Origin of the sequence: Aquitalea denitrificans (assembly GCF_009856625.1) — a bacterium.
In the GTDB taxonomy this organism is placed as follows: Bacteria; Pseudomonadota; Gammaproteobacteria; order Burkholderiales; family Chromobacteriaceae; genus Aquitalea; species Aquitalea denitrificans.
On the sequence record NZ_CP047241.1, the window covers coordinates 1102588 to 1122621 of the forward strand.

The 20034-nt window shown below is 59.9% G+C and carries 15 protein-coding genes; 10 read left to right on the forward strand and 5 right to left on the reverse strand.

The features are described from left to right. Positions 1-811 precede the first annotated feature (811 nt). On the forward strand, positions 812-2281 hold the full coding sequence (locus tag GSR16_RS05080) for a phosphoethanolamine transferase (RefSeq protein ID WP_240902655.1): 1470 nt from the start codon (positions 812-814) through the stop codon (positions 2279-2281). A gap of 67 nt (positions 2282-2348) precedes the next feature. After that, on the forward strand, positions 2349-2627 hold the full coding sequence (locus tag GSR16_RS05085; RefSeq protein ID WP_159875450.1) for a hypothetical protein: 279 nt from the start codon (positions 2349-2351) through the stop codon (positions 2625-2627). A 213-nt stretch (positions 2628-2840) separates the two neighbouring features. Here the strand turns inward: GSR16_RS05085 and GSR16_RS05090 are convergent, their stop codons facing one another. Continuing rightward, positions 2841-4997: a TonB-dependent siderophore receptor gene (locus GSR16_RS05090; protein ID WP_159875451.1), complete on the reverse strand. Its 2157-nt coding sequence runs from the start codon at positions 4995-4997 to the stop codon at positions 2841-2843. 417 nt (positions 4998-5414) lie between these two features. Here GSR16_RS05090 and GSR16_RS05095 point away from each other — a divergent pair, with 417 nt between their 5' ends. The 8 genes from GSR16_RS05095 (at position 5415) to GSR16_RS05130 (ending at position 14856) form a co-directional block, all read left to right on the forward strand. After that, on the forward strand, positions 5415-6734 hold the full coding sequence (locus GSR16_RS05095) for a lysine N(6)-hydroxylase/L-ornithine N(5)-oxygenase family protein (RefSeq protein WP_159875452.1): 1320 nt from the start codon (positions 5415-5417) through the stop codon (positions 6732-6734). Further along, a complete protein-coding gene (locus GSR16_RS05100) occupies positions 6731-7906 on the forward strand; it encodes an MFS transporter (RefSeq protein WP_159875453.1) in 1176 nt (391 codons plus the stop codon). Before GSR16_RS05095 ends, GSR16_RS05100 begins: the two co-directional genes overlap by 4 nt. Further along, a complete protein-coding gene (locus GSR16_RS05105) occupies positions 7903-8499 on the forward strand; it encodes a GNAT family N-acetyltransferase (RefSeq protein WP_159875454.1) in 597 nt (198 codons plus the stop codon). The genes GSR16_RS05100 and GSR16_RS05105 overlap by 4 nt, the downstream gene beginning before the upstream one ends. Before the next feature lie 61 nt (positions 8500-8560). Continuing rightward, positions 8561-10384 (forward strand): IucA/IucC family protein, encoded by a 1824-nt coding sequence (locus GSR16_RS05110; RefSeq protein ID WP_159875455.1) that lies wholly within the window; start codon positions 8561-8563, stop codon positions 10382-10384. Further along, the gene (locus GSR16_RS05115) at positions 10371-11156 is read left to right on the forward strand and encodes a siderophore ferric iron reductase (RefSeq protein WP_159875456.1); all 786 of its coding nucleotides are present in this window, start codon (positions 10371-10373) and stop codon (positions 11154-11156) included. Before GSR16_RS05110 ends, GSR16_RS05115 begins: the two co-directional genes overlap by 14 nt. After that, positions 11140-11907: an ABC transporter ATP-binding protein gene (locus tag GSR16_RS05120; RefSeq protein ID WP_159875457.1), complete on the forward strand. Its 768-nt coding sequence runs from the start codon at positions 11140-11142 to the stop codon at positions 11905-11907. Before GSR16_RS05115 ends, GSR16_RS05120 begins: the two co-directional genes overlap by 17 nt. Position 11908: 1 nt before the next feature. Continuing rightward, a complete protein-coding gene (fhuB, locus tag GSR16_RS05125; protein WP_205677499.1) occupies positions 11909-13909 on the forward strand; it encodes a Fe(3+)-hydroxamate ABC transporter permease FhuB in 2001 nt (666 codons plus the stop codon). Beyond that, positions 13906-14856 (forward strand): iron-siderophore ABC transporter substrate-binding protein, encoded by a 951-nt coding sequence (locus GSR16_RS05130; protein WP_159875458.1) that lies wholly within the window; start codon positions 13906-13908, stop codon positions 14854-14856. Before fhuB ends, GSR16_RS05130 begins: the two co-directional genes overlap by 4 nt. Here the strand turns inward: GSR16_RS05130 and moaA are convergent. The 4 genes from moaA to GSR16_RS05150 all read right to left on the reverse strand — a co-directional run bounded on the left by moaA (position 14834) and on the right by GSR16_RS05150 (position 19966). Then, complete coding sequence (gene moaA, locus GSR16_RS05135; protein ID WP_159875459.1) at positions 14834-15808, reverse strand: GTP 3',8-cyclase MoaA; 975 nt, start codon at positions 15806-15808, stop codon at positions 14834-14836. The genes GSR16_RS05130 and moaA overlap by 23 nt on opposite strands. Before the next feature lie 141 nt (positions 15809-15949). Beyond that, positions 15950-17215 carry a GGDEF domain-containing protein gene (locus GSR16_RS05140; RefSeq protein WP_240902603.1) on the reverse strand — a complete coding sequence of 422 codons (1266 nt, stop codon included), beginning with the start codon at positions 17213-17215 and terminating at the stop codon, positions 15950-15952. Between the two features lie 55 nt (positions 17216-17270). After that, positions 17271-17927, reverse strand: a complete 657-nt coding sequence (locus GSR16_RS05145) for a response regulator (protein ID WP_159875460.1) — start codon at positions 17925-17927, stop codon at positions 17271-17273. Beyond that, positions 17924-19966 carry a type IV pili methyl-accepting chemotaxis transducer N-terminal domain-containing protein gene (locus GSR16_RS05150; RefSeq protein WP_240902604.1) on the reverse strand — a complete coding sequence of 681 codons (2043 nt, stop codon included), beginning with the start codon at positions 19964-19966 and terminating at the stop codon, positions 17924-17926. Before GSR16_RS05150 ends, GSR16_RS05145 begins: the two co-directional genes overlap by 4 nt. Between the last annotated feature and the right edge of the window lie 68 nt (positions 19967-20034).

Consider the following 20034-nt stretch of genomic DNA (forward strand, 5'->3'; position numbering starts at 1 on the left):
AGAGAGATTGTTTGTCAATAATCTTAAAGGCCGGGTTTAACCCGGCCTTTTTAATTTCAGCAAGTCCTCAGTTGGTTGCCTTTTCGACCGCAAGCAGGCTGGCGAAGAAGGTAATGGCCGCCAAGCTATCCGTTCTTTTCGGCTTCCCCATGTGTTGTGTCCAAAACCTTTCGAGCCTTTATACGATCACGATCAGTCGCGTTGCACCCCGCTATTCCCTTCTATGTTGGCCGATACCTCCATCTGTTGATTTAAAGGGGAGTATCTCTATCATCAGGCACCAGCGACTTTAGCGGAGCGATATACATGGGGTAAGGCTCGCTATAACTTCCGGCAACAGGAGAGTTACACACCGTGCAAGCCGTTCGCTAAGGCCCGTGACGGTTATCACTCCCTTTGCTGCACGGATGGAGTTTAAAAGTTAAAAACAACATCATCTCGATTGATAAATGCGACAAAAGTTTAGGTGTGATTATAAATTTTCAAATCACTTTATTTGAATGACACCAACGCTTAATAAATGGCCCTCTCCGCGCTCCCGCATTTGAACGACATAAATAAGGCATTTTACATGCGGAGGCTTATATAAGCAGTCAGTAATCACATTTGCTCTCAGGTTTACCTGCATAACTGAGAGGGCACCCGCACACTGAGATATCGAAAATTTCCCTCGCTGAATATTGAACTTAAACCTTGCAGAAGAAGCCTGCAGCGTTTGCAAGCACTATGCACCAATATTCACTTGAAATTACTTTCAAAACAAAGCGAATCACTTTTATAAATCCAAATTAAAGAAGGATTCTTCGTGAGGATGATTTTTAAAAAAATAATTCACTATATATTTACCAATAAAATTTGGCTTATTTCTGCAATGGCTATTTCCTTTCTTGTTCCATACAATACTGGATATGGAAGCCTTGGAAATGCAAGCCTAACGTTCGCAATGTTTGCAGTTGCAAGAAAAAGCAAAGCAGCACTGTGTTTGTTAATTGTATTGTTTACAACCATCATCTTATACATGCCCGCCGGGCACTCCTACGGAAGAATAAATATAGGCCATGCTGCATCATTTTTGCAAACAAACATGCCCGAAGCAAGTGAGTTTATTAAACTAAATATCATCGGTATTGTTTTATGTTTATTGGCAATATTTTTTCTCTTTATTTATATTGCTGACTCATGGGGTTCTGGTTCGAAAAAAAGACAATATTTATTTCTTATTGCGTTTATTTTATTAAATGTAAATTCGTATCCTAAGAGATTTGCCATTGCAGCGTACATGCGGCTCACAGAGGCAAAGACCGAAGTTGAAATCTTAAAGCAAGGCATTTCAATTAAAGATCAATTCACCATAATCAAAAAAAATATTCAATATAAAAATATATTGGTAATTATTGGTGAAAGCGTTACGCGCGAATACATGTCTGTTTATGGCTATCCGCTAGATACAACGCCGTGGCTAAAAAATGCCAATGGTGATTTTTATACGAATGTAATTTCACCCGCACCAAATACCTTTTTATCACTGCCAAGAACACTAGCAAAGTTTGATGAAAATAAAAAAGAAGCCGCAAATAATATAGTAAATTTATCAAACAAAGCAGGTCTGGATACGTACTGGGTGTCAAATCAAGGGCGCATTGGGCAGTTTGACACTCCAGCAACAATTATTGCGTACCATGCCAAGCACAAGTTTTTTTTAAATGGCGGTGATTATGAAAGCGCAAGAAATTCTGATGACTTTCAAATGCTGCCCTATATAGACAATATAATTCGTAGCAAAGAAAATAAAGTTATATTTGCACACATGATTGGCTCGCATCCAAATCCATGCGACAGACTTCAGTCCTACCCATTAAATTTCAATACCGGCAATAAAATTATAGATTGCTACCTCTCATCAATCCAAAAGCTCGATTTATTTATAAAGAGGGCCGCCGAGATGTTAGAGAAAAATGGTAAGCCATATGTGATTTTTTATTTTTCGGATCACGGGCTAACCATTGATAATTCAAGCAATCCGGTTAGGCATGGCAATTCTTATAGAGAAAATTATGACATTCCTTTTTTTATTATTGACAATAAATCCAAAAAACATATATTAATAAATGATCAATTTAGTAATTCCGCATTTTTATCGAAATTCTCTGAGAAGGTTGGCATTGAGTATAAGCTCCCTTTGGATGGAGCGCTAAATTTAGATAACATGATTTATAATGGTACTTCTTTCATTGATTATAAATCTTTACCAGCTTCCAAAATAATTGACGGTAAAATGTAAAGACTGAGGATGCTATTGAACTGGCAGACATTGACCACACAGCAAGCTCCTTATAAATCAATGGACTATGCCAAGTATCAGTACGCAATTTAGCTGCCGGATCAATATCGCGCTCTACGCGGCCCATAGCGTCCAGGAGAACCCGATACGCCGTATCGAATCACTGACCGTACTCATCCGCGACGTGGTTCCCGTCAGAGTGGTCCGTCAAGTCGTTGTGGACATCGCGCGGATACTGAGGGTGCGACAACGGGCAGAATGCCAGGCCGTCCTTGGTGGTATCGGCTTTGGCCAACTGGCTGGTTTCATGGCCGCGCTGCTGATGGCCCGGCGGGCAGCGGCATGATTGGGTCCGCGATGGTTCCGGGGCGTGGTCAAGGCAGTTTTAGTGGAGTGGACAAGTCATGGCGCGCGATCAGCCCTGCTTCGCCTGAAAGTGAGCAGATACGCGATGTGTGGCTAAATAAAACCAGAAAAACAAGACCCCCCGAAAAAGCGGGAGGTCGTCAGCAGCAAAAAACGCCTGACTGTGTCAGGCGTTTTTCTTTGCCGGGCAGGCTTACCACTTGTAGCTGAGGGTGGCGCTGATATTGCGCTTCTCGCCGTAGTAGCAGGCATAGCTGCTGTAGCACGATGCCACGTAGGTCTTGTTGGCCAGGTTGTTGGCGTTGATCTGCAGCGAGCTGCCTTTAAGCGACGGGCTGAACTGGCCCAGTTGCAGCCGCAAGCGCAGGTCGTACAGCGTGACACCCGGAATGGTCAGTGTATTGGCGCTGTCGGCCCACATCCAGCCGGTATGGCGAATGCCGCCGCCCAGATTGATGCCGCTGTCAAAGGCATAGTCCAGCCAGGCGGTGGCCTTGTGTGCCGGTGCCAGATACGGCGTCTTGCCCTGGTTGCTGCCTTCGGTCACTTCCATGTCGGTATAGGTGTAGCCGGCCAGCAAGGACAGCTGCTTGGTCAGCCTGGCATTTGCTTCCAGTTCCATGCCGCGCGAGCGGACCTTGCCGATGGGATCGTATTTGAAGGTGGTGGCGTTGTATTGGGCGACATTGCTTTGGCGCAAGTCGTAGATGGCCGCCGACAGCTGGATGTCGCTGTTGGGCTGGTAGCGGATGCCGACTTCGCTTTGCTTGCTTTGCATCGGTTTGAGCACATTGCCATTGGTATCGGTGGCATAGGCCTGGCTCGGGTCAAAGCCTTCGCTATAGCTCAGATAGGGGCTCAGGCCATTTGCCGCCTGGTAGACCAGACCCAGCCGACCGGTGGTCTTGCCACCATCCCAGCTGTTGCTCACGCCGGTGCCGGTATTGGTTTCCGATACCTTGGCCTGATCGTGGCGCAGGCCGGCGGTCAGCTTCCAGTTGTCCAGCGCCATCTGGTCTTGCAGGTAGACGCCGGTCTGGTCGCGCTTGCGGTCGAAGTATTTGTAGGACAGCGGGTGGCTGCTGTCGTCGTATACGGTGTTGAAGGGGTTGATGGTGGTGCCGGTGTAGGTGTAGGAGTTGTCGCCCTTGTTGCGGCTGGTCTGGTAGTCCAGCCCGGCCAGCACGGTGTGCTTGAGTCCCAGCGCACTGAAGCGGGCTTCCAGGTTGTTGTCGATGATGTGGGCGGTGGAGCGCTCGCTGGAGCGGGCATAGGTGCGGTTGAGCAGGTCGGAGCTGTCCGACACCCAGCCCACATCGGAGTACTGGCTCAGGTCGGTCTTGCTCAGTTGCAGGCGGTATTGCTGGCGGAGGGTCAGCGTGTCGTTGATGTGGTGCTCCAGCTGATAACCAAAGTATTGCTGATCGCGGCTCATGCCGTCGCCACTGGAGCCTTCGTTGAAGTCGGTGGAGATGGTTTTGCCGTTATGCGGTACCACGGTGCCGTAGTAGGGCAGGGTGCCGTGGTAGCCGGTGCTGGGGTCTTTCTGTAAATAGGCTTGCAGCAGCAGATTGGTGCTGTCGCTGATTTTCCAGTTGAGCGAGGGCGCCAGTACATAGCGCTCGGTGCTGGCACCGTTTTGCTGCTGGTCGGCGGCGCTACCCTTGGCGACCAGGCGGTAGGACAAGTCGTCGCGCCCGGCCACGGCACCGCCAAAATCCAGCCCCAGCGAGCGTTGCTGGTGGTTGCCCACTGTTAATGACAACTCGTGGTAGTCCGATTGCAGCGGGCGCTTGCTGGTGATGGCTACCACGCCACCGGGCGCGGCCTGGCCATAGCTGGCGGATGCCGGCCCGCGTACCACGTCCAGTCTTTCCACCACGTAGGGGTCAATCTGCAGGGTGTTGTAGCCATCCGGGTCGCCAAACAGGCGCAGTCCATCCAGAAATTCATTGGCGGTGGGGTGATCGCTGAAACCACGCAACACAATGTAGTCGTAGCGGGTGGTGGAACCTACTGCGCCGGTAAATACACCCGGGGTGTAATTGAGTGCTTCGCTGATGGTGCGGGCTTGCTGGTCTTCGATTTGCTGGCGGGTGACCACCGATACCGCCTGCGGAATGTCCTGCAGCGGCGTATCGGTTTTGCTGGCGCTCTTGCTGCTGCCTACCTGATAACCCTGTGTCGGTGCCAGCGCATCATTGCGCTGCTCTGCATTCACTTTCACCGTTTCCAGCGTGCTGCTGTCCGTAGCCGCATAGGCCTGTTGCACCGCCAGTGCCAGGCTGGCCATGCACACTGCGTGACCCAATGCCAGGCTGGCAGACGGGTTCTTCTTGCTGTTGTTCATCACTGTTTCCTTGATGGGTGACGGATACCACCTCCCGCAACCGACCCCCTGCCGGCGTGCTGAACGGGAAGCATTCGACCATGCCTGCGGCGTGTGGCCGTGGCAGAGTTGATGCAATAATGCTATTGATAATTATTATCATTCGCAATAATATTGTGAAAATTCTGATTGCAGGAGTGGCATTCATGACAACTAGCAGCATGCAGCGCGCTGGCAGGCAGGCTTCCTGTAAGCCCTTGGCGGGTCGCTAAGCGCCCGTCGGGACAGCCTTGTCCGTCCGGTTTGCCCAGACAGTGGCCCGCCGGTACCGGACCTCCCACCCACTGGCTCAGCCAGTACCCGGAGCGATGAAAACATGAAGCAGATTCTTGTCCCGCAAGCCGCCTTTCCTGTGTTGTTTGTCAGGAGGGCGCTGTAATGAACAGTAAAATCCACGACTTTGTTGCCATTGGCATCGGCCCCTTCAACCTGGGCCTGGCCTGCCTGAGCCAACCGCTGGACGGGCTGGATGGTGTGTTTCTCGATCAGGCCAGCGGCTTTGACTGGCACCCCGGCATGCTGCTGGAAAATGCCACGCTGCAAACGCCGTTCCTGGCCGACCTGGTGACGCTGGCCGACCCCACCAGCCGCTTCAGTTTTTTGAACTACCTCAAGCAAAGCGGGCGGATTTACGCGTTTTACATCCGCGAAGACTTTTTCATGCTGCGTCAGGAGTACAACCAGTACTGCCAGTGGGTGTGCGCGCAGCTGGAGAGCCTGCGCTGGCAGCGCCGGGTAGAGCGGGTGGAGTACGACGAAATCAATCACCTCTATCAGGTGCATTGCCACAACCTGGCCACCGGCGAGGCCGAGCTATACCGTGGCCGCCATCTGGTATTGGGTACCGGCACCGTGCCGCTGTGGCCGGCGTGCTGCCAGTCGGTGCAGCAGCAGGCCAGCCACTCCGCCAGCTATCTGGCGGACAAGGCCGCCTTGCAGCGCCAGCCTTCCATCACCATCGTCGGCAGCGGGCAAAGCGCGGCTGAGATTTATTACGACCTGCTGCAGGACATCGACCGCTACGGCTATCAGCTGAACTGGCTCACCCGCTCGCCGCGTTTCTTCCCGCTGGAATACACCAAGCTGACGCTGGAGCTGACTTCGCCGGAATATGTGGATTACTTCCACCAGTTGCCGCTGCCGCAGCGCGACCAGTTGTTGCAGCAGCAAAAGGGCTTGTTCAAGGGCATCAATGCCAGCCTGATCAACGACATTCACGAACTCTTGTACCGCAAGCACCTGAACGGCACGCCCAGCACCCTGCTGCTGGCCAATACCGCGCTCACCGCTTGCCGGCATGACAAGGCCAGCGGGCGCTTCGTGCTCAGCTTGCTGCAGCAGGAACAACAGCAGGACTTCCAGCTGGAAACCGCCGCTCTGGTGCTGGCCACCGGTTATGGCTACCACCAGCCAGCCTTCCTGGCACCGGTTGCCGGGCGCATCCAGCGCGATGCCCGTGGCCGCTTTGCCGTAGCGCGCGATTACAGCATTGATGCCGACCAGCGCCTGTTTGTGCAAAACGCCGAACTGCACACCCACGGCTTGTCGTCGCCGGATCTGGGCATGGCGTGCTATCGCAATGCCCGGCTGATTCACAGCATGACCGGGGTTGCCCACTATCCGGTGGAGCAGCGCATTGCTTTCCAGCAATTCACCGTGCCGCAGTCGCAGCCCGCGCCGGAGCGCCTGAGCGCATGAGGCGGGTATTGCTGACCCTGACCAGCCTGGCGGTGGTGGGCGATGCGGTATTGTTGCCGTTTTATCCCCAGTACTTTGCCAGCCGCTTCGGGGTGAACGATGCCAGCCTGGTGGGTAATTACCTGGCTGCCATGTGTCTGGTGGTAATGCTGGCGCTGCCCGCCTGGGCGGCACTGGCACGGCGGGTGGCCTTGCTGCGGCTATTGCCTGTCACTCAGTTGGCGGCAGCCTTGCTATGCCTGTGCAGCGCCTTCAGCAACAGCATGCCGGTCTTCTGGCTGGCATCGCTGGGCATGGTGGCGTGCAAGGCCAGCTATCTGCTGATTTACCCGCTGCTGATGAGCCAGACCCCACGGCAACAGCACGGCAGCCTGATCGGCCTGCTGTCGGTGATTGTCCACTTTGGTGGCATTGGCGGAGCCTTGCTGGGTGGTGCCTTGCTGGGCCTGTTGCCGCCGGGGGATATCTTCTTGCTGATGGCGCTGGCAGACCTGCTGCAGATGGCCCTGTGCCTGTGGCTGCGCTGGCATCCGCGCGCGTCCTGCGCCACCCCGGAGGCAGAACAGGAACAGGCAAGCAGCCCGCAGGCGGCAGGTGCTGCGCTGTGGCGGCTGGGACTGCTGATGTTGTTGTTCTACTGCAGTGCCTATCTGGTACGCGGCTTCTTTGCCCTGTACTGGCAGCAGCAAAGCGGTATCGACAACAACCTGCTGGCCGCGGCGGTGTTTGCCCTGCCTGCTGCCATGGCCTTGCTGGGTTTGTGGCATGCGCGGTGGCGTTCCCAGCGTGGCCTGGCGGCAACTGCTGGCCTGCGCCACCTGTGGTGGCTGGGAGCGGCCGGTCTGCTGTTGCAGGCCCAGCCCTGGCTGCCACTGCTGTTGCTGGGGCGCTGCCTGTTTGGCTGGGCGCTGTTCCAGCTGACGGTGTGGCTGGACCTGCAATTGTTCCGCCACAGCAGCCCGGCACGCTATGCCCGCGACTACAGCCGAATCAGCCTGTGCCAGAACCTGGGCGTGTTGCTGTCCTCTTCCGCCGCCGGTGTGCTGGTGGCGGGCCATGGCTTGCTGGCCCCGTTTGTCGCTGCGGCGCTGGGGCTGCTGCTGTGCTGGCTGTTATCCCCTGTATTGCTGCGGGAACCTGCCCCGGCACTTTCCCAAGGAGTTTGCCCATGACGGCGCATTTACCTTTGTTCACCCGTCAGGTGGAGGGTTTTGGCTGCTTTCGCCTGCATGCCTTGCGCATTCCCGAGGACATCCCCTTGCTGCATGACTGGGTGCAGCGTGATTACGCCCGCTACTGGGGCATGCAGGGGCATGCGCTGGCGGCGGTCACTGCCGCCTATGCCAGCTTGCAGGCCAGTGGTCATGCCCAGGCCTGGCTGGCCTGGCTGGACGATGCACCGGCTTTCCTGATGGAGCGCTACGACCCTGCCCATGACGAACTGGGCCGCCATTACCCGGTGCAGCCCGGCGATATCGGCATGCATCTGCTGCTGGCTCCGCCAGCGCAGCCGCGCAGCGGTTTTAGCCGGGTGGCGATGGATACGGTGCTGGCTGCCCTGTTTGCCGAGCCATCCGTCCGCCGCGTCGTGGTGGAGCCGGATGTGCGCAACGACAAGATCCACCAGCTCAACCGCTATGCCGGCTTTGTCTATCACGGCGAAATCGCGCTGCCGCACAAGCGCGCCGCGCTGGCCTTCTGCACGCGGGCGCAGTTTGACGCCCATCTGCAAGCCATCGCCGGCCAGGCCACGTGTGCACTCTGACAACATTTACCCTGCCAGGGCGGTCGCTGTCAGGCGGCCACGCCCTGGTGCAAGGAACACCATGCAAAACGTCAATCATCAACATCCGCAACAACTGGTTTCCCATCTGCAGCCGGCCATCTGGGCCAAGGTCAACCGCCTGCTGCTGCGCAAGGCCATTGCCGAGTTTTCCCACGAACTGTTGCTGACACCAGAACTGCAGCAACAGCAGGGCGGCTGGGGCGAATACCGCCTGCCCATTCCGGATGGCAGCGGCGCATACACTTTCCGTGCCCGTGTGCTGGCGCTGGAGCACTGGCTGATCGACCCGGCATCCATCCGGCGCACCGTGCGGGGGGCCGCCGCCGAGCTGGACGCGCTGGCCTTCATCATTGAATTCAAGGCGGTGCTGGGCATTGGCGACGACATGATGCCGGTGTACCTGGAGGAAATCAGCAGCACCCTGTATGGCAGTGCCTACAAGCATGCCCGCGGCGGGCTGAGTGCCGAGGAGCTGACCCGGGCGGATTTCCAGTCGGTGGAAACCTCGATGATGGAAGGGCATCCGGGCTTTGTCGCCAATAATGGCCGTATCGGTTTTGATGCGGTGGATTACCTGCGCCATGCGCCGGAAGCCGCGGCTCCGCAGCGCCTGATCTGGCTGGCGGTACACAAGGCACGCGCCACCTTCTCGTGCGCGGCCGATCTGGACTACCAGCGCCTGCTGCAAGAGGAGCTGGGCAGCGAGGTGCTGGCCGGTTTTGCCCGCCAGCTGGCCGCGCAGCAACTGGACATGGACGACTACCTGCTGATGCCGGCCCACCCCTGGCAGTGGTTCAACAAACTGGCCATTTCCTTTGCGCCGGAGGTGGCACAGCGCCATATCGTCTGCCTGGGTTATGGCGAGGATGCCTATCTGGCGCAGCAGTCCATCCGCACCTTCTATAACATCAGCCAGCCGCAGCGCCGCTATGTGAAAACCGCGCTGTCCATTCTCAATATGGGCTTCATGCGCGGGCTGTCGCCGTATTACATGCTGGCCACCCCGGCCATCAACGACTGGATCCGCCAACTGGTGGACAGCGATGCCTACCTGCGCCAGCAAGGCTTTGCCATTTTGCGCGAAGTGGCCTCCATCGGTTTTCGCAATCCCTATTTCGACAGCGGCATCAGCAAGGACTCGCCGTACAAGAAAATGTTGTCGGCACTGTGGCGTGAAAGCCCGGCGTCCTTGCTGGCACCGGGCAAGCGGCTGATGACCATGGCCGCGCTGCTGCATATCGATGCGGCCGGAGAATCCTTGCTGGCCGCGCTGATCAGGAGTTCCGGCCTGGATGCGCGCAACTGGGTGGCGCGCTATCTGCAAGCCTATCTGGCACCGCTGCTGCATTGCTTCTATGCCCACGAGCTGGTGTTCATGCCGCACGGGGAAAACCTCATCCTGCAGCTGGAAAACAATATCCCGCAGCGCGCCATCATGAAGGACATTGCCGAGGAAGCGGCCATCCTGAACCCGGACGCCGCCCTGCCGCCAGCGGTAGCGCGGCTGGCGGTGAAGGTGCCGGAACACATGAAGCTGCTGGCCTTGTTCACCGATGTGTTCGACGGCTTCTTCCGCTACCTGTCCGCCATTCTGGATGAGCATTGCGGCCTGCCCGAGCAAGCGTTCTGGCAGGAGGTAGGCCAGTGCGTGCGCACTTACCAGGCGCAATTCCCGCAGCTGGCCGAGCGCTTTGCCCGCTACGACCTGTTCATGCCGGAGTTTGACCGCTCATGCCTCAACCGGCTGCAACTGGGCAATAACCAGCAAATGCTGGATCTGGCCAACCCGGCGGGCAACCTCAAGTTTGCCGGCACCTTGCGCAATCCGCTGGGCAATCATGTGGCGAGTCATGTGGCCGACTGATCGGGCCGCAGGCAGCACACTGCCGCTGGGCCGCTTGCTGCCGCTGCTGGCCCGGGCGCTGCCCGGGCTGGAGGGCCGGGTAGGGCAGCCCGCGCCGGATGAGTTTGCCATCAGCACCGCCAGTGCTGCCATCGGCCAACTGCTGCAGCACCTGCGCCAGCAGCATCCGGAAGCCGGCCCGCATTACTGGGGCTGCCGCAGTTGGAGCCTGCTGCTGTGGCAGCCCGCCTATGTCACGGTGCTGGCGGTGGAGCTGGCGGCAGTGCTGCCGGACTTCACTGCCATGCAGCAGCGCTTGCTACCCGGCATGGTGGCCGGTTTCAGCCTGCCAGAGCAAATGCTGCAGCCTGCCGCTGTAGCCAGCCTGCGCGAGCAGGCCGCGCGGCAACTGACGGAGATGGCCGACTGCCTGCATGCCCAGCTTAACGCCCAGCAGTCATTGCACCCCAAGCTGGCAGGCCGGCTATTGGCCGATTGTGTGGCCGCCGCCTTGCTGCGGGTGCAGCAGCAGCGCCCGGCGCTGGATAACGCCACCGTGACCGACTGGTGTGGGCAGTGGCTGGATGCAATGCAACTGCCGCAGGCCAGCGGGCTGTGGCCGGTGGCGCTGGAGCAGGGCGGCGAGCGGCTGGCACTGGAGCGGCGTGCCTGCTGCCAGCATTTTCGCCGCTGTGACGGGACACTGTGCAGTACGTGTCCGAAATTGAAACCGGCAGCGCGCATTGCACTGCTCAAACAGGAGTGGGCACAACAAGATGTTGAGCTTGCATGATATCCAGGTGCGGCGTCAGGGGCGCTGCCTGTTGCAGTTACCAGCCTTGCAGCTGGACGGGGCGGCGTTCACCGTCATTCTGGGGCATAACGGCTCCGGTAAATCCACCTTGATGAATGTGTTGGCGCGCCAGTTGCAGCCCGATCAGGGCCAGGTGCTGCTTAATGGCGCGCCCAGCTCCCGCCTGTCCGCCCGCCAGTTTGCCCGTCAGGTGGCGTACTTGCCGCAGCGGCTGCCGGATGCCGCCGGGCTGACGGTGGCGGAACTGGTGGCGCTGGGACGTTACCCCTGGTGCGGGGTGTTTGGCCGCTGGCGGGAGCAGGATAGCGCCGTGGTGGCGCAGGCGATGGCCGATGCCGATGTCAGCCAGTATGCCGCGCGGGCGGCGGACAGCCTGTCCGGCGGCGAGCGCCAGCGGGCCTGGATTGCCATGCTGCTGGCCCAGCAATCGCCGCTGCTGCTGCTGGATGAGCCCACCTCGGCGCTGGATCTGGCCCATCAATACGAAATGATGGGCCTGCTGCGCCGCCTGAACCAGCAGACCGGACGTGGCGTGGTGGTGGTGCTGCATGATCTGAACCTGGCGGCCCGTTTTGCCGACCGCATCATCGCCTTGCAGCGTGGTGCCTTGTATTTTGACGGCAGTCCGCTGGAATTATTGCATTCGCCGCGGCTGTCCGGCCTGTACGGCATAGAAATCCGCTTGCTGGAGCAGGCCGGGCAGGCCTGTCCGGTGGCGGTGGTGGCCTGAGATGGAACATGTGATTGCCAAGCCCGGCCAGGGTGCCGGGGCGCATGCCCATCTGCGCTGGATGTTGCCGGCGCTGTGCCTGCTGGCAGGTTTGCACCTGTGGCTTAACGGTGGCATGCCGCCTGCCGGGCCGTGGTGGCAGCAGCAGGACATTGCCAGCCTGCAGTTTTATTACGCCAGCCTGCCACGCATGGTGATGGCGCTGCTGGCCGGGGCGGCACTGGGCTTGTCCGGCAGCGTGCTGCAACAACTCAGCGGCAATCGGCTGGTGTCTCCGATGACGCTGGGCATTTCATCGGGTGCCTGGCTGGGTGTGGTGCTGGCTGCCGTGGTGCTGCCCGACAATCCGTCCTTGAGCAGCGGCTGGCCGGCCTTGCTGGGTGCCATGCTGGCGCTGGGGCTGGTCTTGCTGCTGGCCGGTCCGCGCGGGCTGAACGGCTTGCCGCTGGTGCTGGCCGGCATGGCGGTGAATCTGCTGCTGGGCGGCATGGCCACCATGCTGGTGTTATTGCACGACCAGTACGCCAGCAATCTGTTTGTCTGGGGTGCCGGCGACCTGGCGCAGATTGATTGGCAATGGGCGCAGTGGCTGTGGCCGCGCCTGCTTCCGGCCGCCTTGCTGTTCTGGCTGGCTCCGCGTCCGCTGGCCATGCTGTCACTGGGCGTGGCTGCTGCACGTGGCCGTGGACTGGCGCTGGGCACCATTCTGCTGCTGTTGCTGGCGGCATTGTGGCTCAGCGCGGCGACGGTGACGGCGGTGGGGCTGATCGGTTTCATCGGCCTGCTGGCCCCCAATCTGGCGCAGTTGCTGGGCGCGCGCCGTCCGCTGGCGCAACTGGCCTGCAGTGCGCTGCTGGGGGCGGTTTGTTTACTGGGCAGCGATTGTTTGGCACTGGCCATTGGCCATTGGGCCGGCAGCAGCTTGCCCAGCGGCGCGGTGACTGCCTTGCTGGGCGGGCCGCTGCTGCTGTGGCTGGTGCGGCGCAGCATGAACGCGGCACAGCACACGGCGATGTTGCAGATACCGGGCAGTCAGCGTCAGTGGCGCAAGCGCAACTACCCACTGTTGCTGGGGGCATTGCTGGGCTTGGGCTGGCTGAGCATTGCATTGGCTCCCGGCCCCGATGGCTGGCAATGGGGCTGGCCGGATGCCTTGTTATGGTCGCTGCGCTGGCCGCGCAGCCTGGTGGCCCTGAGTGCCGGGGCGGGCCTGGCGCTGGCTGGCGTGCTATTGCAGCGGCTGCTGCGTAATCCGCTGGCCAGCCCCGATCTGCTGGGTCTGTCCGCAGGCTCCACCCTGTGCATGCTGCTGGTGGCGGGCTGGCTGGGACGGCCCTTGCAGCAGGACGCTACCATGCTGGCGCTGCTGGGAGCCTTGCTGGTGCTGGCCGGTTTGCTATGGCTGGGCCGTCGCCACCAGTATGCGCCGGGCATGATGGCGCTCAGCGGCATCGCCCTGGCCGCCATGCTGGATGCCATGTTGCAAACGGTGCTGGCCAAGGGCACGCCGGACGGCCTGGCGGTATTGGCCTGGTTGTCCGGTTCCAGTTACCGGGTGACGCCAGCGCAGGCGGTGTGGCTAAGCCTGACGGTGCTGTTGTTGGCGCTGGCGGCGCAGGCCTGCCAGCGGGTGTTGACCCTGCTCAGCCTGGGCGATGGCCTGGCGCAAGGTCGTGGCCTGCATCTGAGTGCCGCCCGGCTGCTGCTGTTGCTGCTGGTGGCGCTATTGACGGCGGCAGTCACCTCGGTACTGGGGCCGGTGGCGTTTCTGGGCCTGCTGGCACCACATATTGCCAGCATGCTGGGCGCACGGCGGGCGGCAAACCAGTTGGTGGTGGCTGCCTTGCTGGGGGCCGGCTTGCTATTGCTGGCCGACTGGTTGGGACGGGTGGTGATTTATCCGCGTCAACTGCCGCTGGGCATGCTGGCATCGGTTTTGTGTGGTTGTTATTTCATGCTGCTGCTGGGGTGGCAAGGCGTGCGGCGGGGAGGTGGGCAATGAGGCTTTACTGGCTTGGTGTCCTGCTGTGCTGGGCGGTGCTGGGCTGCGCCTTTGCCGGCGGAATTGACGAACTGGCTGCTGCCCGCGCCCAGCCTGCGGCCAAGCGGATTGTGGCGCTCAGTTGGGAGGCGGCAGAAAACCTGCTGGAGCTGGGAATCACCCCGCTGGCGGTGGCGGATGCCGACGATTACCGCCGCTGGGTGGCGCAGCCCTTGTTGCCCGCCGGAGCGCTTTCGGCGGGCAGCAGGCTGGAGCCGAACCTGGAATTGCTGGCCAGCCTGAAGCCCGATCTGATCCTCAGCAGTCCGGTGCTGGGTGCCTTACGTCCGCGCCTGCAAGCCATTGCTCCGGTGCTGACCATCGATGCTTTCCGCCAGGACGAGGACCATGCCCAGGCGGCCGAAGCCATTTTCCTGCAACTGGGCCGGGTGTTGGGCCGCCAGCCGCAGGCTGACACCAGGTTGCACCAGCTGGCACAGGGCTTTGCGCAATTGCGTCAGCAATTGCAGGCGCATGGTGCCCGGCGTCTGCCACGGGTGCAGGTGATCCGTTTTGCCAATGCCTCCAGCGTGTATGTATATGGCAGTAATGCCATGCCGGTGCTGGCCTTGCGCCGGCTGGGGCTGAATACCACCGGCACGCCGGCGGCTTCGGTATGGGGAATCAGCCAGCAGCGGGTGGTGGATCTGGCAGCCTGGCGTGACGAGGTGGTGCTGTATCAGCAGCCGTTTGCTGAAGCCGGGCGGCTGTTTGTCAGCCCGCTGTGGCAGGGCATGCCCTTTGTCCGGCAGCAGCGGCTGGCAGCCGTGGCACCGGCCTGGAGTTATGGCGGGGTGGGTTCCTTGTATTACCTGGCCCAGCGCATGACGGCTGCCTTGTTGCAGTTGCCGCTGCTGGCTGACAAGCCGGTGGCGGCAAACCGGACTAGCCGCCGGTCATCGACATGAAGCGCACCACCTGTTGTGGCTGCTGGATGAATTCGTGTTTTTCCGGCTTCAGTTCGATGGCGGCGCGGATGGCGGCTTCCAGTTCGGCGTCGCTGCAACCGGCGCGCAGCAGCGGGCGCAGCTCCAGTTGTTCTTCCTGGCCCAAGCACATGTATAGCGTGCCATCCACCGATAGCCTTACCCGGTTACAGGTGGCACAGAAGTGCTGCGACATCGGCGTGATCAGCCCCAGGGTGAAGCTGGCATCAGCATTCTGCCAGTAAGAGGCCGGGCCGCCGCCCAGGCTGCGGCTGCTGGCAATCAGGCCATGCTGGCGCGTCAGCTTGTCCAGCAACTGGCTCAGGTCCAGCCCCTGCGCGGCCTGGCCGGTACTGCCCATCGGCATGGCTTCGATCAGGCGCAGGATGAAGCCCTGCTGCATGCAATAGGCCAGCATGGATTCGATATCACCGTCATTCACCCCGGCCAGCGGCACCATATTGATCTTGATATTGGCAAAGCCGGCAGCTTTGGCTGCTGCCAGCCCGTCCAGCACCTTGCCCAGACTGTCGCTGCCACTGATGCTGGCCACGCAGTCGCGCCGCAAGGAATCCAGGCTGATGTTGAGCCGATGCAGGCCGGCGGATTTAAGCGGTGCGGCCAGGCTGGCCAGCTGGGTGCCATTGCTGGTGAGCGACAGGTCTTCCACGCCGGGCAGGGCTGACAGTGTCCCCACCAGTTGCGGCAGGTTGCGCCGCAGCAGTGGCTCGCCGCCGGTCAGGCGGAAGCGGCGCGTGCCCAGCCGGGCAAAGGCGGCTACCACGCGTTCTATTTCGTCAAAGCGCAGCCAGTTGGCTGGTTCTTCGAAGCCTTTGAAACCCTTGGGGATGCAGTAGCTGCAACGCAGGTCGCAACGGTCGGTGACGGATACCCGCAGATAGTCGATGGCTCTGCCAAAACGGTCGGACAGCATGGCTGGCACCAGTAGGGGAGAATGGTTGCCAGTGTATGCTGCCGGCCCGGTCTTGCCAGTTGGCCAGTGGTGGGCATGCATCTAGGTCAGAGGGAGTAGGGCAGGATGGCAGATAGGGCAGGCGGTGTCCTGCCCGGGCCATCAGGCGGCGATGACGCAGTTGCGGCCCTGGTTCTTGGCCTGGTATAGCGCGCTGTCCACCCGCATGATCAGGCTTTCCACCGTTTCCTGCTCCTGATGGATGGCCACGCCAATGCTGACCGTGATGGCTGGCAGTTTGTCATGGCGTGTTTGTGCCACGGTCTGGCGTAAGGATTCGGCCAGCAGCAGGGCATTGTCGCGGCTGGTTTGGGGCAGCAGGATGACAAACTCTTCGCCGCCCCAGCGGCAGACGCTGTCCACGGCACGCACACGCGACTCCAGCGTCTTGGCCAGCCATACCAGTACTTCGTCGCCGGTAAAGTGGCCGTAGCGGTCATTGATATGCTTGAAGTTGTCGGCATCCAGCAAAATCAGGCTGAAGTCATTGCCAAAGCGTTGTTTTTCCTGAATGGAGCGTTCCAGTTGCAGCAGCAGGTGGCGGCGGTTCCACAGTCCGGTGAGCGGGTCTTTCAGGGCCGCTTGTTCCAGTTCGGATTTCAGGCGCTTCTGCTCGGTGATGTCATGAATCACGCACAGCATCAGGCGTTTGCCGTGAATGACCACCGGGCCGGCATAGGTTTGCACGTCACGCAGGCTGCCGTCGGCCAGGCGGTGGACAAAGCTGAGCGGCTTGTGTCCGCCAGGCAGTTGGGCAATGTGCTGCATCACCGGCAGGATGGCCCGGCCCATGGCATTGATTTCCCAGGTGTGCTTCTCGGTGAATTCGGTCCGGCTGTAGCCATAAAAGCGGATTGCGGCCTGGTTGACGTTGACGATGCGGCCTTCGTCGGCGGGGTCGATCAGCAGCATGGGAGCGCTGTTGGTCTGCATCAGCATTTCGTGAAAGCTGCCTTCCCGGCCTGCTGCAGCCGGCAAGGAATGTGGCGGTGCGATGGCCGCGAGCATGCCTTCCACCAGAATGGCATTGCGGCCATCTTCCAGCAGAAAGTCTCCCAGATGGCAGCCAAGGGCTTGCGCTTCGTCTTGCCCTCGCACGGTCCAGATTTCCACCACCTGCTCGTGCTGCAGCATGCTGGGCGTGTAGTCGGCCAGCCTTTCCTGTGCGCGGGCCGACAGGCAGCCACCGCGCAGATCGGCCACTGTTTGCCGGCTGGCCATGGCCAGTGCCTGCCGGTTGGCAAACAGGATTTCATCGGTGGCCGGCAGGATGATCCATACCGGGGTATTGAGCGCGTCCAGCAGCGCATATGCATTCATGGCGGCAAGCGGGCCTGGGGGGGCCAGTGGTGGGGCTATGCATGACATGGTAGTTGTCCTTTTGCCGGCCTTCAACAGGGATGTTGCTGAATCCGGCAAGATATCAGGGCAGCTTGTCCAGACCGTGTTCGACGGCAAACAGGGCAGCCTGTACCCGGCCATTCAGATTGAGCTTGCGCAGGATGTTCTGCACATGCACCTTGATTGTGCTCTCGGCCAGATCCAGTGAGCGGGCGATTTCCTTGTTGCTGATGCCACGGCTGAGCCAGGCCAGGATTTCCCGCTCACGCTGGGTCAGTTGCTCTACCCCGGCACGCTTGCTGCGGGATGCTTCGCCACCGCGTAGTTGCAGCAGCAGCTTTGAGGTCATTTCCGGTGACAGCACGCTGTCACCCTCCACCGCGCGGCGGATGCTTTCCAGCAGGAAGTCGGCATTGATGTTTTTCAGCAGATAGCCACGGGCGCCGGTTTTCAGGCATTCGGCCAGGTCTTCGCCGTCTTCCGATACAGTAAGCATCAGCACCGCCAGTTGCGGCTGGGTAACCAGGATTTGTGCCAATGCCTCGCGGCCATTCATCTGCGGCATGTCGAGGTCCAGCAACACTACGTCCGGCTTCAGTTGCTCGCACAGCTTCACGCCTTCCAGGCCGTCGGCGGCTTCGCCAACGATTTCAAAGTCGCTTTGTCTTTGCAGCAGGGCTTTCAGGCCGCTGCGGAACAGGGTGTGGTCGTCGACCAGTAGGATACGGGTGGTTGTCATGCGGCTTGTCTTTCGGTATGGGGTAGCAGCAGGCTGACTTCGGTGCCGCCATCGGCATGGGCCTGAATGCTGATCTGGCCATGAATGCGCGAAGCGCGTTCCTGCATGATGGACAGACCGACGTGGCTGGCGCGGCGGCTGGCAACCTGGGCCTCGTCAAAGCCGCAGCCATCGTCGCGGATCTGCATGTGGAAGTCGGCATCGTTGCGGATATCCACCCGCACGCGGCGGGCGTGGGCATGCTTGCGCACATTGGACAGTGCTTCTTGCAGGATGAAGATTACCTGCAGCTGCTGCTGCGGATTGAGTGCCAGGCCATTGCCGCTGAAGTTGAGCTGGGTGGGGACGCGTGCCTGCTTTTCAAAGCGGTCAAGCAGGGTGCGTACTGCGTCGCCGAAGTCTTCCTTGTTGATGCGGGTGCGGAAATTGAGCAGCAGCTCGCGCACGTCCTCATAGCATTCCTGGACGCCGGTACGGATGAAGGCCAGGTTTTCCTGGGCCTGTTCGGTGTGCTTGTCGGCCAGTGCCGCTTCCAGCATCTGTACCTGCAGGTTGAGGAAGGACAGGGACTGGGCAATGCTGTCATGCAGGCCCTGCGCCATCAGATTGCGCTCTTCAGCCACGGCAAATTGCTGGTCGCGGGCGGCCAGACGCTGGTTTTCCACGGCCACGCCCAGATGGCTGCCCAGGGTTTCCAGCAAAAACTGGTCTTGCGGTGGCAGCTTGGGCGTCTGGTAAAAATACAGGGTGAAAATGCCGACATTATTCTGGTTGTGACGGATGTGAAATACCGAAATGCTGGCAAAGCCGGCACGCTGGCAGTGCTTTTCCTCTGTGGCCGGCAGGCGGTCGAAGCGGTGGATGACGGACACCGGCTGCTGTACGGCATCGCCGCACAGACAGCCGTCGATGGGGGCGCAGTCGTCATGTTCCACCATGTCGTCCGGCAGGCCTTGCTGGGCAATCAGCTCCAGTCTGCCGCGTTTGAAATCCACCAGCCGCACACTGCCGGCATCAGCCCCGGTCAGTTCGATCAGCCGGCTGATGAAGCCGCTGCACATATTGTCCAGCGTGTGCGAGCCATGCAGGAAGGCCGTGACATTGTAGAGCGCGGCCAGCTGGCGGTTTTTTTCTTCCACCGAGCGGGTTTTTCCCGCCACTTTCTGTTCCAGCGTGGTGTAGAGGTCCTGCAGGCGGTCAGCCATCTGGTTGAAGCCGGTGGCAATGGTGGCAAATTCGTCATTGCTGTCCACCTCGACCCGCGCGTCCAGCTTGCCGTCACGCAGGCGCAGCATGCCCTCGCCCAGTGCATTGAGCGGGCGGATCACCAGCAGGAACAGCAGGAACATCATGCTGAAGGAGCCGACAATGGCCATGGCAATCAGCGCCATCTGGAAGAACCGCAGCAAGGTGGTGTTGCGTGCATTGTCTTCTTCCACCAGTTTTACCAGTCGGTCGATGCGGTTGACGAAGCTGGCAATGTCAGGGCGTTCCATCTTGCGGCTGCTGGTGCTTTGTACGGAGGCAGCTTCCAGCAGCGGCAGCATGTCGTGCTGCCAGGATTGTTCGATACTGGCCACCTGCTGATGTACGGACAGATTGTCCGGCAGAAAAAGCGGCCGGGCCGGGTCGCCTTTTTTCAGGCGGGCCAGGATAAAGGCAAATTGCTGTTCTTCATCATGCACGGTAGCCAGCGGCGCGCCTTCGCTCACTTGCAGGGCGATGTGGTAGCTGCGCATGCGCAGGCTGCCGGCATCGTTGATGGCGGCGGCACCGCCTTCCAGCTTCCATGACAGCACCAGGGTGTAGCCGATGGAGGTCATGGCCAGCAGCAGCCAGGCAATGGTCAGCATCAGCAGCTTGGTGGAAAGGCTGCGCAATTGCGGGGTCTGGTAAAGCATCATCTGGGTACTGGTCCGGTAAGGCTGGAGGGGAGTGGGGTCGGGCCGACGCAGGGCCAGAACCGTGTCTGTTTCCAGCTTAACAATAATGGCAGCAGAGTGTGACGACAATTCGCCACAAGATGGAGTATCCGTCATGATTTCTGGCCTGCTGCAAGCCAGGCCTGGCAAGGATTTTTGCTTGTATATCCCTCTTAGTGATTAGT